The organism is Pantoea sp. MBLJ3, assembly GCF_000816655.1.
Taxonomy (GTDB): Bacteria; Pseudomonadota; Gammaproteobacteria; order Enterobacterales; family Enterobacteriaceae; genus Pantoea; species Pantoea eucalypti.
Map to the genome: position 1 here is coordinate 1,026,466 of NZ_JSUT01000005.1, position 12,915 is coordinate 1,039,380.

Below are 12,915 nucleotides of genomic sequence, written 5' to 3' on the forward strand. Positions count from 1 at the left end.
CTCACAACAGGCTAATACTTGCTGTTCACTATCAGAGAGAGCGTGACGCCATGAAACAGCTGACCAGCCAGATCCATGCGTTTGGCAAAGCGTTGATGATGCCCATCTCAGTCATCGCGGCCGCCGGTATTTTTCTCGGTCTGGCGGCAGCGATGCAGAACCCTGCGGTGACCGGCGATGCTTTTGCGCAGATGCAGGTGCCCCAGATAATCATTGGCTTTATTCGCAAAGTGGCGGGCGCGCTCTTTGCTAATCTGCCCGTCTTCTTTGCGGTAGCAAGTGCCATCGGTCTGGCAAAAGCAGAAAAACCCACGGCCGCCTTTGCCGCAGTGATTGGCTACATCGTGATGAATGTCGGCATCAGCGCCACGCTGGCGGCGAAAGGGATTACGGCGGCGACGACCACACCGGCAGCCCTGCAGCAGGCGGGAATGGATCAGACCACCGCCATGATGACCTCGGCGGAGTACATCAACATGCTGGGTGTCTTCACTTACAACATGAGCGTGCTGGGTGGGGTCATTGCCGGACTGATCACGGTGGCGCTGCACAATCGTTTTTACACGCAGCAACTGCCCACGGCGATCAGCTTTTTTGGCGGACGGCGTTTTGTGCCGATCATTACCGTGGTCTGTCTGCCGCTGATTGGCGTGTTACTGGCGCTGATCTGGCCGACCATTGGCAATGGCATCGCCTGGATTGGACAGATGATTGGTAAAAGCGGCCAGTATGGTGCTTTTCTGTTGGGGGCTTTTGAGCGCATCCTGATCCCCACCGGCCTGCATCATATTCTCAATGAAACCGTGCGCTTTACACCCATTGGCGGCATGGCCGTGGTCGATGGCCAGACGGTTGTCGGCGCGCTGAACATTTTCAACGCCTCGCTGACCCTTCCGGGGTCGATCCCCGATGAGACGTTGCGCACCGCCACGCAGTTTCTGGCGCAGGGCAAGATTCCGGTCATGATGTTTGGCCTGCCCGCGGCGGCGTTGGCGATCTATCACACCGCGCGGCCTGAACATAAACAGCGGGTCAAAGCGCTGGTGATGGCGGGTGCACTGACTTCTTTCACCACCGGCATTACGGAACCGCTGGAGTTCTGCTTTATCTTTGTCTCGCCAGTGCTCTACCTGCTGCATGCTTTCCTGACCGGCCTGTCGTTTATGCTGATGTCGATGCTGCATCTGATGATCGGCAACGTGCAGGGCGGCGTCATCGACCTGGTGGTGTTCGGCATGCTGGGCGGGGCGAAAACCCACTGGTGGTGGACGCTGGCGCTGGGCGTAATCTATGCGCCGATCTACTACTACGCTTTCCGGCTGGTGATTACCCGAATGAATGTGGAAACACCGGGCCGGGAGTCGGAGGATGAAAAACCGCAACAGGTGACCGCGGATGAACGCACGCAGGTGATTATTAGCGGACTGGGTGGGCAGGCCAACATTGAGGATGTCGATTGCTGCTTTACCCGTCTGCGGGTTCGGGTTAAAGAGATGAATCAGGTGGTCGATCAGACGCTGATGAGCACCGGTGCGAACGGTGTTAATCGTGTCAGCGAGCACGATATTCAGGTGATCTATGGCCCGCAGGTTGAGAAGATCGCAAATGAGGTGAAAATGGCGTTGGGTGTTGCATAACCCCAGCCCATTTCAGGCGTGAGCATCACGTTATCCGCCCGGTGCAGCGGGCGGTTTGCACCGTTCCTGGTGGAGACACTGATCACTGCCCACCCGCCTATTGTAACTAAAAAAATCCATTACCCTAATGGGGCACCTCTTTTTGCCGATATAGCGATTAATCCCCTCATTACTGGAACACCGCAATGTCGTTAAAAAAATCTTCCCTGATGATATTTTCCTTCCTGCTGGCCTTGTTTCTGACCAGCGTGGCAATCAGTACCTGGCTCCTGATTCAGAGCAATCACTCCCTGAATGCGGTTAACAAAGAGATCCGTGTGGTGCTCTCAGTGATTGACCCGATCAACCACAGCCGAACGCTGCGTGTCCGTCTGATGGAATATATGAAGGAGATTGAGGGCAGCGACGCAAACAATCCCGCCACGCTGGACAGTGTGCGGACCGTAGCCGGTAAAGCGGATGCCGCATTTCAGGCCTACATGAATGCGCCGCGTCTGCCGGGCGAAGAAGCCGAAGCTGACGCCTATAGTCAGGCTTATCTGGCCTATCGTCAGCAGGGACTACAACCCTTAATTGATGCCGCTGAGGCGCATGATCAGGTGCGCTTTAAAAGTCAGATCCCTAACGTGGTTCGCCTTGATCGCCAGTACGAAATCATTCTGGATCGGGTGCTGGCCCAGCATGAAACGTATGCTAAAAAGCTGAACAGCGATGCCCAGAGTCACTTCACCGCCGGCATTACGCTGCTTGGGCTGTTTGGCGTCCTGTTTTTTGCCATTATTATTGCCATTTACATCTTCATGAAGCGCTACGTACTTTCACCGCTTAATGACGCGCAGGAACACTGCAAACTGATTGCGGCGGGTGTGCTGGATACCACGGTACCGGCCAGGTCAGGTTCACGCAGCGAAATTCAGCTGCTGATGGGCTCACTGGAGCAGATGCGCAGTGCGCTGACCACCATTATTCTGCAGGTGCGTGATTCAACCCGCTCCGTTTCCACCGCCTCGCAGGAGATTGCAGCGGGTAACATCGATCTTGCCTCGCGTACCGAACAGCAGGCCGCCGCACTGACTGAAACGGCGGCCAGCATGGAGCAACTGGGCGCCACGGTGAAACAGAATACCGAAAACGTCTTTGAAGCCTGCCGTCTGACCAGTGAAGCGGTGAAGAATGCGGAGAGCGGTGAAAAAGTCTCGCAGGAAGTGGTGACATCAATGGCGTTGATTAATGCCAGCTCGAAGAAGATTGAAGAGATCACGACCGTTATCGACAGCATCGCTTTCCAGACCAATATTCTGGCGCTGAACGCAGCCGTTGAAGCCGCCCGTGCAGGTGAGCAGGGACGTGGCTTTGCGGTAGTGGCAGGGGAAGTGCGTAATCTTGCCCAGCGCAGCGCCACCGCTGCCAAAGAGATTGAAGGGCTGATTGCCGAATCGGTTTCGATCATTCATGCCGGTTCTGATCAGGTCAGCCGGACCGGTGATGCCATGAGCGCGATTATCTCCTCGGTCAGCCGCGTCAATCTGCTGATGGAGCATATCTCCACGGCCTCTGATGAACAGAGTCGCGGCATCGGTCAGATTGAGCAGGCCGTCACCGAGATGGATAGCGTTACTCAGCAGAACTCGGCGCTGGTGCAGGAGTCTGCGGCGGCCTCTGCCTCGCTGGAAGAGCAGGTGCAGTACCTGACGCAGTCGGTCTCCACCTTCCGGCTGGCAACGCATTAATCAGCCCACTCTGCGCTGAGTGTATGCAGCGCAGCGTGCTAAGCAAAGCATGGCAGAGAGGCGCGAGTTTGACGCAGCGCCTTGTCGCGGGCAGAGATTCGGCGGATTATAAGGCTTTCCATTGAACACAGGGTCGTCATGCTAACCAGCACCCATGGCCGCAGCAATAGCGCCGATACCCGACTCGCCTGCACGCTTGCCGCTGCTGCAGGCGCGCTGAATACCGCAGCCTTTGAGATCGTCGGTTTTTTTTCAGCCAACATGACAGGGAATGTCTCGCTGTTGTCCGATCATCTGGCAAAAGCGAATCTGGGGCCCGGCCTGTTTTTTCTGTCGATCGTCCTGTTATTTATTGTCGGTTCCCTGTTTTCGACCCTCGTCATTAATGCCGGGCACCGCAGAAACATCCGCACTATCTATGCGTTTGTCATCCTGCTGGAGGGCACCGCGCTGATTGCGCTGGGCGTGATCGAGAATCACTTTCCGCCGCTGTCACCTGGCGTGGTGTTAATCATGAGCCTGAGCTTCCTGATGGGGTTGCAAAATGCGGTTGTTACGCGGATCTCTAATGCACGTGTTCGTACAACCCATATTTCTGGCACAGCGACCGACATCGGCATTGAAATGGCGATGCTGTTTGAGGTGCTGCGGCGTAAAACCTCGCCGAAAGATGCGCCGCTTTATCTGGACCGGCTGCGACTACACACGCTGACATTGCTGGCTTTCCTCGCAGGAGGAATAGCCGGAATCGGGCTTTACCGGGTGCTAGGCTACGATTTTTTGCTACCGGTGGGGTTCGGCTTAATCTGTCTGGCGCTGAATGCCATATTCACTAAACCCGCGAAAACAGCGGTCGTGAAGATGTAGAGGGGCATACGCTCTGCCGCTTTTTCAGGGCACATCGGTTGCTGATTCATCGTTCCCCTTGCGCCAATGAACCGTGCGGTTAAAACCGCCATGGTTAAGCAGGGTAACATCTCACTCTTAACTCGGGTTGACTCTGACAGCGAGACAGTGACGAAAACACGCTTTAACCTGCAGATGGATAAATAACATCGACATTAAACAACTGATCTACCTATGTAATCTGGAGCGTGAACGCCATTTCGGGCGGGCCGCGGAAGCCAGTTTTGTTACACAGCCAACCCTCTCAATGCGCCTGAAAAACCTGGAGCGCGAGCTGGGCCTGCCGCTGATTAACCGCAGCAATAACTTTGCCGGATTTACGCCAGAGGGCGATCGCGTGCTGGCCTGGGCGCGGGAAATCGTGTCGGTGTATCAGGGGCTGAAGCTGGAAGTTGAATCACTGAAACATGGGGTAAACGGCACGCTGCGGGTTGGCGTGGTGCCGCAGTGCAGCATGGCGCTGCCGTTGCTGCTGAAAGCGGTGCAGGCGCGTTATCCTCAGCTTGATTACCGCATTGCGGTGCTGAGTGCTGATCAGCTGCTGGAAGCGCTCAATAGCCACACCGTGGATGTCGGTATCGGTTTTTTTGAGATGGCGACGCTACGGGAACTCCATTTTCAGACCGAGATGCTGGCAGACCGGGGCGCTGAAGCTGTATTCCATCCCGACCATTTCCCCGAGCTGGTGGGGGAAACCCCGCTGACGCTGGATGAACTGGCTCAACAGCCACTTTGTCTGGCGGAGCCCACGCGCTATTTCCGCCGCTACATTGATATGGCGTTTCGCGAGGCGGCACTGGTGCCGCGAGTGATCGTTGAGAGTGCCTCTATTATGCAACTGATGCAGTGTGCGCAGGTCGGGCTGGGGTTGCTGGTGTCGCCGGTTGGTCACCTGCTGCCCGCTTCACTGCAGGGACTGCAGCAGCGCGCCATTACGCTGCCGCCGATGGCACGTCAGGCGGCACTGGTGATAGCCGAACCTGGCCGTGCCACACCGCTGGCACAGCACTTTTTCGACGAAGCGCGTGGTCTGCTGCCGGTATAACGCAGTTACTTCGCCTCGCCCAGCGCGTAAAACAGGCGGCTGTTCCAGTTGCCTAGCGCAACACGCTGTATTAGCGCGAACAACGCTTCAGCCTCCCAGCCTGCCTCCATCAGCGGTTGCAGGTGGGCGGCGCTGAATCGCTCAGGTGACCGGGTCAGCTGTACCGACAGCGCAATAATCAGCTGTTCTTCACCTTTTGAAGCCGTCTCCTCCACACCCTCAATCAGGATGTCGTTCCCGTCCAGCAGCCGGAACGCCCAGCGACTGCCCAGAATACGCGCGGCGGTTGCCTCGGCCAGCGTATCCTCCTGAGAAAGATGCTGACACAGCTGCGCCCAGCCATAGAGCGCCGAGGGATCATGGGCCAGCAGCCATACCGCCTCCTGCATGCCGGGCAGAGACTGACAGCGGGTAACGGCAGCGAGCTGCTCAGCACTGGCATAGCGCAACTCCAGCGGTTTCAGCACGGGCTGCCAGCGGGCAGGCTGGTCAAAACCGGTGGAATCAGCATCAGGGGGCAGGGAGCTGCCCGGCAGCCAGCGTACCGGCTGACCCTGCAGCGCCTGCAATCCGGCAACCACGCGTGCCTGGTAACTGACAAACCCGATCACCTGATTCAGCGTGACAATATCGGGTTCAGTCAGGCCGACCGCATCGAGGGCGGTGATCGCGCTCGCGTTGATGAGCTCAGGCTGCATCGCCAGCTGGCGGGCATACTGTGTGATCTGGGTCAGGCGATTATTACTCTCGCGTGAGGAGTCGGGCCCGGGCAATGGATTTAATCGGGCAGAGTAGTGATTACACAACCGCTGCACGCCCGCGACCTGCGCGACGGTTAGCGCAGTGCTGAGGCGATCGTAGAGCGTTAGTGTATGGGTGAGTGAGTTGTTAACGCGATCAGGAAAAAGCAGTTGTGCCAGATCGCGCGCGGCCAGCAGGGCCGGCTGATGCGTGCTCAGCAGTGACTGCACTACGGTGTTATCGGCGTAGCATCCCAGCAGAAAACGGTCATCAATGTGGGCAGCCTCTGGCACCAGCGGTGCGGCCTGAGCAATACGTGGACTGGTCTGGCTTTCATAAAACCAGTGGTTATGGCCCGGATAGCGGCGTTGTTCCATGATCAATCCTTTTGCAAAATCGGGTTCGGCATGCAGGCGGCAAAATCTGAAAATGTGCATAAACCGAAGGTCAGGCTTATCGTCGCTGATGGGCAGGCCGGGGCAAAAGAATGATCGGTGATAATTAATAGCGTTACGGTATAACGGGAGTGAAATCAGGCAGGAAGAGCGAGGCGGGGATAAAGAGAAGGGCGAGCCAGGCTCGCCCTTGCAGAACTTATTTCAGTTCCAGCTCGTTCATTGCAGCGATGCTAAAGCCGCCATCAACGTGTACCACTTCACCGGTGATGCCGCCAGCCAGATCAGAGCAGAGGAATGCTGCTGAGTTGCCGACATCTTCAATGGTGACAGTACGGCGAATCGGGGTGACCGCTTCGCAATGCGCCAGCATCTTACGGAAATCTTTGATGCCTGAAGCTGCCAGGGTGCGGATTGGACCCGCAGAAACGGCGTTAACACGCACGCCTTCCGGCCCCATGGCGTTCGCCATATAACGCACGTTAGCTTCCAGCGACGCTTTCGCCAGACCCATCACGTTGTAGTTCGGGATTGCGCGCTCAGCACCCAGGTATGAGAGGGTCAGCAGCGCAGACTGTGGATTCAGCATCTCGCGGCACTCTTTGGCCATCGCGACGAAGCTGTAAGCACTGATATCATGCGCGATTTTAAAGCCTTCACGAGTCACGGCGTTCACGTAGTCGCCTACCAGCTGGTCGCCAGGCGCGAAACCGATAGAGTGAACGAAACCGTCAAATTTTGGCCAGGTTTTTGCCAGTTCAGTGAACAGAAATTTGATGCTCTCATCTTCAGCTACGTCACATGGCAGCACGATGTCTGAACCCAACTCTTTGGCAAACTCTTCCACACGACCTTTTAACTTGTCGTTCTGGTAGGTGAAAGCCAGTTCTGCGCCCTGTTTGTGCATCGCCTGTGCAATACCGTAGGCGATGGAAAGTTTACTGGCAACGCCAGTAATCAGAATGCGCTTACCGGAAAGAAAACCCATAGCTGTAATCCTTATGGTCATTGTAGTTGGCGGCCGCATGATTAAAAAGTAAGCGACCGACGTTAATCGACGTGCGGATTCTAGCACGTCTCTCATAAATCAGGTAAATCGCCCCGCAATTTCCGCGATATGCAGCAAAAATCAGCGCTCACGCCGCCAGGCTTCGGCACTCAGTGCTTCGCCAAAGTGGCTGCTGATCAGCCGTCGTGTCAGATCATGCAGCGGGGAGGCCAGCACGTCCGCCGTGCCGCCGCGCTCGACCACTTCGCCCTGATGCATCACCAGCACTTTATCGCTGATGTGCTTCATCATGCCCAGATGCTGCGTGACATAAATGTAGGCGATCCCGTGCTTCTCCTGCAGTTCCAGCATCAGATTCACCAGCTGAGATCGCATAGTCATATCCAGCGAGGCCAGCGCTTCGTCGGCCACAATGACTTTAGGCTGGAGGATCAATGCACGCGCCAGACCCAGACGCTGTTTCTGACCGGGCGCCAGCATGTGAGGATAGTACCCGGCATGATCGCGCAGTAAGCCAACCTGACGTAGCGTAGCAATGATGCGTTTCTCGCGCTCCTCCGCATTCAGCTCGGTATTGAGCCGCAATGGAAACTCCAGGATCTGACTGATGCGCTGTCGCGGATTCAGTGAGGTTGAGGGATCCTGAAAAATCATGCGTATGCGCTGACTGCGATAGCCATAATCGCCGAAGGTCAGCGGATGATCGTCAATCAGAATCTCACCTTCAGTGGGGGCGACCATGCCGCTGAGCATCTTCGCCAGGGTGGATTTACCCGAGCCGTTTTCGCCGATAATCGCCAGCGTCTGTTTCTCACGCAGGGTAAAGCTTACCGATTTCACTGCTTCAACGTGCTGACGGCGAAACAGGCCCGTACGGTAGCGAAAGGTTTTGCTCAGGTTGCGCACTTCCAGCAGGGTCTCCATGCTACTGGCCCTCCATATTCAGCGGGAAATGACAGGCGTAGAGATGAGTTTTGCTGCCGGTGAGCCGTGGCGTTTCGATACATTTACGCTGGGCATAGGGACAGCGAGGCCCCAGACGACAGCCAATCGGTAAACTCTCCAGCGACGGAATCGCGCCCGACAGGGTATTAAGACGGCTTTTGTGCGGCAGGGCGCGCCCAAAATCGGGCATGGCCCGAATCAGCGCCTGGGTATAAGGGTGATGCGGCGTACTCATCAAATCTTCGCTCTGGGCGGTTTCCACCGTCTGACCGCAGTACATCACGTTGATTCGATCTGCCCACTGACTCATTGTGCGCAGGTCATGGCTGATCAGCAGAATAGTGGTGTTGTTATTCTGGTTGAGACGGCTCAGCAGGCGGAAAATCTGCGCCTGGGTGGTCGGTTCCATGGCATTTGTTGGTTCATCCGCAATCAGCAGGCGCGGCTGGTTAGCCAGCGCAATGGCGATCATCACTTTCTGGCACTCACCTTCAGTCAGCTCATAAGGGAAGCTGCGCATAATATCTTTGTGATCTTTGATGCCGACGCGATGCAGCAGTTCGATAGCGCGGGTTTTGCGCCAGAACCAGAAGCGTTTCAGCCATGGCCCTTTGTACGTCCAGCGCGGGATCACCTGCATCAACTGGCGACCAATGCTCTCTGAGGGATCCAGACAGGATTGCGGCTCCTGAAAAATCATTGAGACGTTGTGTCCGATAATGCGACGACGCTCGCGCGGCGATAAGCGTAGCAGGTCCACATCATCAAACACCATGCGGTCAGCGGTAACACGCCAGTTATCGTTGGTGACGCCGCAGATAGCTTTGGCGACCAGACTCTTGCCGGAGCCGGATTCTCCGACCAGTCCCCGGACTTCGCCTTCGCCCAGCGTCAGATTAACGCGGTCAACGGCTTTGACCGGCCCGTCAGCGGTCATAAATTCAATGGTGAGATTACGGATATCGAGTAACGGCATTTATTCCACTCCCGCTTCGACGGCGCGACGGATGCCGTCACCGAGCAGGTTAACAATTAATACGCTCACCATCAGCGCCACGCCGGGCAGCATAACGGTCCAGGGTGCGACGTAGATCAGCTCCAGTGAATCGCCGAGCATCGCGCCCCATTCCGGCGAAGGCAACTGCGCGCCAAGGTCGAGAAAGCCAAGTGCGGCAATGTCCAGAATGGCCATCGACAGCGCGCGGGTTATTTCGGTAATCAGCAGCGGCAGAATATTGGGCAATATGGCATAGCGCAGAATGTTGCGACCGCGAGCGCCATCAAGGCGAGCAGCCACCACATACTCCTTTTCCAGCTCATCATGCACGGCGCTGTATATTTCGCGGACCAGACGTGGCATCAATGCCAGCCAGACGGCCAGCAGCGCATGTTCGAGTCGTGGCCCGAGAAACGCCACCACGATAATCGCCAGCAACAGCGACGGAATCGAGAGCAGGGTGTCCAGGACATGGTTCATGACGGCCGAGCGGATACCGTGCGTCATGCCCGCCAGCACGCCCAACACCAGCGCCCCGAGGGTGGCGGAGAGCGTCACAAGAATCGCAGAACCCACTGTGGGGCCTGCGCCACTCAGCAGGCGGCTCAGTACGTCGCGACCCAGATCGTCAGTCCCGAGAAAGAACGAGACATCGCCATAGCGTGACCAGGAGGGCGGCAGCAGCTGATAGCCCAGGAACTGCTGGTCAATACCGTAGGGTGCTATCAGACCGCCAAACAGGCAGAGCAATAATAGTGCGCCAAAGCCATACAGTCCGACCATTGAAATCGGGTTGCCGTAGAAATGATGCCAGCTTTGACGAAATGCGCTGGGCAGGCGTTTTTCGGCGTAGATATTATCGGACGGCATACCATTCCTTATGTTTCAGCGGATTCATGGCCGCGCCAATAATGTCAGAAATCACATTCACCAGGATCACCAGTCCGCCAATAACCATGACACCGGCTGAGATCGCCGCATAATCCTGCTGGCGAATCGCGTTAATCAGCCAGCGTCCAAGACCCGGCCAGTTAAAGACCATCTCCGTAATCATCGCCAGCGTCAGCATGGTGGAAAATTGCAAGCCAAGACGTGGGATCACCGGCGGCAGGGCGTTATGCAGCACGTGGCGGCGGATGACGGTAAAGCGTGAAAGACCGCGCGTGGCGGCCGCTTTGACATAATTTTTGTCCATCACGTCGCTGGTGCTGTTGCGCAGCAGACGTATCACCTCTGTTGTCGGTGCCATCGCCAGCACCAGCACCGGCAAAATAAGGTGCGAGAGGACACTAATAATCATCTCATGTCGCCACGGCGAACGACTCAGCCAGGCGTCAATCAGCGCAAAACCAGAGACGTTCTGAACCGGATAAAGCAGATCGTGGCGACCTGACACCGGCAGCCAGCCCAACGTCAGCGAGAAAAAGAGCGTCAGAATCAGCGCCAGCCAGAAGATCGGCGCAGAAAAGCCAATCAGCGCCAGCGCACTGATGGTTTTATCCTGCCATTTGTTGCGCATCACACCGGCACAGATTCCCAGCGGAATGCCCACCAGCAGCGCAAACAGAAACGCCAGGATACAGAGCTCCATGGTGGCCGGGAACACCTCGCGCAGCTGTAAACCAATCTCCTGACCGTTAGTGCTGGAGACGCCGAAATCAAACTGCAGCATCCCTTTAAACCAGAACCACCAGGCGTCCGAGAGTGCAGCGCCTTCCAGCGGCGCATTAGGGGTAAAATAGCTCAGGCTGAAGCTGACCAGCGACAGCAGAAACAGGGTGATGAGCAGCAGTAGCAGGCGCCGCAAAATATAGATAATCATTTACTCCCCTCATCAGCTTCACGATAAACCCCGGCAAACGAGGCGTTGCCAAACGGACTCAGCACCAGCCCCTTGATATCATGACGAAACGCCTGGAGCCGCAGAGAGGATGCCAGCGGCAGTACCGGTAACTCCTTTGCCAGAATCTGTTGCGCTTTGTCATAGCTGTCGATGCGGCCCGAAAGTTGTTGTGATAACAGGGCGTTCTGCAGTGTTTCGTCAAAGGCCGGCGAGCACCAGTGCGCGTAATTGGTCTGTGAGCGAATCGCCGCACAGCTGAGCAGAGGACGGAAGAAGCTGTCAGGATCGTTACTGTCAGTGGCCCAGCCTGACAGCGTCAGATCATGATTCATCGCCATCAGCTGCGCCTCCTGGAAACGGCCTTCTACCGGTACAATCGTCAGCCGCACACCAACCTGTGCCAGATCTGCCTGTAACAATTCGGCGGTTTTAAGCGGGCTGGGATTCCAGGACTGCGATGCCACTGGCACCACCAGTCGCAGATGCAAATCGCTGATGCCCAATGCCGCCAGCGCGGCCCGGGATTTATCCGGATCATAGCTGGTAATACGCGCATCATTGTCATAGGCCCAGGACGCGCGCGGTAATATGGAGGCAGCCGTTTCGGCGGTGCCGTAATAAATCGACTCCATCAGCCGCTCATTGTTGATTGCCAGCGCCAGCGCGTGACGCACTTCAGGACGGTCGAGCGGCGGCTTGCGGGTATTAAAAGCCAGATAGGCGATATTCATGCCGGGACGCAGGGTCATCCGCAGGCGCGGATCATCGCGCAGAATGCTGAGCTGGCTGGCCGCTGGATAGGCCAGTACATCGCATTCGCCGGTTAACAGTTTGGAGAGCCGTCCGGTACCGCCAGACCCCAGATCGATTACCGCCTGTTGCAGACGCGGAACACCCTTCCAGTAGTGAGGATTGCGCGCCAGACGGATGTACTGACCGGTGCGATATTCGCTGAGCAGATAAGGGCCGGTGCCAACGGGTTGCCTGTCCATCTCTTCCTGGCGTCCCTGCGCCGTCAGCTGGTCGGCATACTCCTTCGACAGCACCGGCGCATAGTGGGTCGCCATGTGCCACAGGAACGACGCATCCGGGCTGTTGAGTCTGAACTCAACCGTCCTGCTGTCGATTTTCTTCACGCTCTGCACTGAGTCGGAAAATTGCAGGCTATCAAAATAGGGATAATTACCGCCGTTGACGTTATGCCAGGGGTGATTACGGTCAAACATCCGCTCGAAGCTGAAAACAACGTCGTCTGCGTTCAGCGGTCGGGTAGGGTGGAACTGATTGGTCTGCTGAAACTGCACGCCGCTCCGCAGATGAAAGCGATACGTTGCGCCGTTGTCGCGCACTTCCCAGCTGGACGCAAGATCGGGTTTGAGACGATAAGTGTAGGGATCAACATCCAGCAGGCGGTCATAAAGTTGTGCCGCCAGGGTATCGACAGTCAGCCCGCTGCTGGCCATCTGCGGGTTAAAGGTATTCAGCGTGCCGCTGACGCAATAGACAAAGCCGGTCTGGCGGATATCACCCGCAGGCGCTGACCACGCAGGGGTACTCAACACGCTGAGGCTGAGCAACAGCGAACATAGTAGTTTTGACATAGAACTCAACGATTTTGAGGCATTAGGCAGAGTGTATCTCAAAGCGGGCATTGTCCCAAAACCTGC

The 12,915-nt window shown here is 56.6% G+C and carries 11 protein-coding genes; 4 read left to right on the top strand and 7 right to left on the bottom strand.

The features are described from left to right. The first annotated feature begins 50 nt into the window (after positions 1-50). The 4 genes from NP77_RS11150 to NP77_RS11165 all read left to right on the top strand — a co-directional run bounded on the left by NP77_RS11150 (position 51) and on the right by NP77_RS11165 (position 5,318). On the top strand, positions 51-1,637 hold the full coding sequence (locus tag NP77_RS11150; protein WP_039660147.1) for a PTS transporter subunit EIIC: 1,587 nt from the start codon (positions 51-53) through the stop codon (positions 1,635-1,637). Between the two features lie 185 nt (positions 1,638-1,822). Further along, positions 1,823-3,367: a methyl-accepting chemotaxis protein gene (locus tag NP77_RS11155; RefSeq protein ID WP_003853826.1), complete on the top strand. Its 1,545-nt coding sequence runs from the start codon at positions 1,823-1,825 to the stop codon at positions 3,365-3,367. A gap of 138 nt (positions 3,368-3,505) precedes the next feature. Continuing rightward, positions 3,506-4,234, top strand: coding sequence for a YoaK family protein (locus NP77_RS11160; protein WP_039660150.1), 729 nt, complete (start codon positions 3,506-3,508; stop codon positions 4,232-4,234). A 187-nt stretch (positions 4,235-4,421) separates the two neighbouring features. After that, positions 4,422-5,318 carry a LysR family transcriptional regulator gene (locus NP77_RS11165; protein ID WP_033763007.1) on the top strand — a complete coding sequence of 299 codons (897 nt, stop codon included), beginning with the start codon at positions 4,422-4,424 and terminating at the stop codon, positions 5,316-5,318. A 5-nt stretch (positions 5,319-5,323) separates the two neighbouring features. Here the strand turns inward: NP77_RS11165 and NP77_RS11170 are convergent, their stop codons facing one another. From NP77_RS11170 to sapA, 7 genes are all read right to left on the bottom strand, one after another. Next, on the bottom strand, positions 5,324-6,436 hold the full coding sequence (locus tag NP77_RS11170) for an oxidoreductase (protein ID WP_039660152.1): 1,113 nt from the start codon (positions 6,434-6,436) through the stop codon (positions 5,324-5,326). 217 nt (positions 6,437-6,653) lie between these two features. After that, the gene (gene fabI / locus NP77_RS11175; RefSeq protein WP_039660154.1) at positions 6,654-7,442 is read right to left on the bottom strand and encodes an enoyl-ACP reductase FabI; all 789 of its coding nucleotides are present in this window, start codon (positions 7,440-7,442) and stop codon (positions 6,654-6,656) included. A 141-nt stretch (positions 7,443-7,583) separates the two neighbouring features. Then, entirely contained in the window at positions 7,584-8,387 is an 804-nt protein-coding gene (gene sapF / locus NP77_RS11180) for a putrescine export ABC transporter ATP-binding protein SapF (protein ID WP_003853814.1), read from the bottom strand. Between the two features lies 1 nt (position 8,388). Then, on the bottom strand, positions 8,389-9,384 hold the full coding sequence (sapD, locus tag NP77_RS11185) for a putrescine export ABC transporter ATP-binding protein SapD (protein WP_003853811.1): 996 nt from the start codon (positions 9,382-9,384) through the stop codon (positions 8,389-8,391). Beyond that, positions 9,385-10,275 carry a putrescine export ABC transporter permease SapC gene (gene sapC, locus NP77_RS11190; protein ID WP_039660156.1) on the bottom strand — a complete coding sequence of 297 codons (891 nt, stop codon included), beginning with the start codon at positions 10,273-10,275 and terminating at the stop codon, positions 9,385-9,387. Further along, a complete protein-coding gene (gene sapB / locus NP77_RS11195; RefSeq protein ID WP_039660158.1) occupies positions 10,262-11,227 on the bottom strand; it encodes a putrescine export ABC transporter permease SapB in 966 nt (321 codons plus the stop codon). The genes sapC and sapB overlap by 14 nt, the downstream gene beginning before the upstream one ends. Further along, complete coding sequence (gene sapA / locus NP77_RS11200) at positions 11,224-12,849, bottom strand: ABC transporter substrate-binding protein SapA (protein WP_039660160.1); 1,626 nt, start codon at positions 12,847-12,849, stop codon at positions 11,224-11,226. The genes sapB and sapA overlap by 4 nt, the downstream gene beginning before the upstream one ends. Between the last annotated feature and the right edge of the window lie 66 nt (positions 12,850-12,915).

Excerpts from the sequence above, each read along its gene's own strand:
- NP77_RS11150 (WP_039660147.1), top strand. The coding sequence starts at position 51 with ATGAAACAGCTGACCAGCCAGATCCATGCGTTTGGCAAAGCGTTGATG.
- sapB (WP_039660158.1), bottom strand. The coding sequence starts at position 11,227 with ATGATTATCTATATTTTGCGGCGCCTGCTACTGCTGCTCATCACCCTG.
- sapC (WP_039660156.1), bottom strand. The coding sequence starts at position 10,275 with ATGCCGTCCGATAATATCTACGCCGAAAAACGCCTGCCCAGCGCATTT.
- fabI (WP_039660154.1), bottom strand. The coding sequence starts at position 7,442 with ATGGGTTTTCTTTCCGGTAAGCGCATTCTGATTACTGGCGTTGCCAGT.
- NP77_RS11155 (WP_003853826.1), top strand. The coding sequence starts at position 1,823 with ATGTCGTTAAAAAAATCTTCCCTGATGATATTTTCCTTCCTGCTGGCC.
- sapF (WP_003853814.1), bottom strand. The coding sequence starts at position 8,387 with ATGGAGACCCTGCTGGAAGTGCGCAACCTGAGCAAAACCTTTCGCTAC.
- sapA (WP_039660160.1), bottom strand. The coding sequence starts at position 12,849 with ATGTCAAAACTACTATGTTCGCTGTTGCTCAGCCTCAGCGTGTTGAGT.
- NP77_RS11160 (WP_039660150.1), top strand. The coding sequence starts at position 3,506 with ATGCTAACCAGCACCCATGGCCGCAGCAATAGCGCCGATACCCGACTC.
- NP77_RS11170 (WP_039660152.1), bottom strand. The coding sequence starts at position 6,436 with ATGGAACAACGCCGCTATCCGGGCCATAACCACTGGTTTTATGAAAGC.
- sapD (WP_003853811.1), bottom strand. The coding sequence starts at position 9,384 with ATGCCGTTACTCGATATCCGTAATCTCACCATTGAATTTATGACCGCT.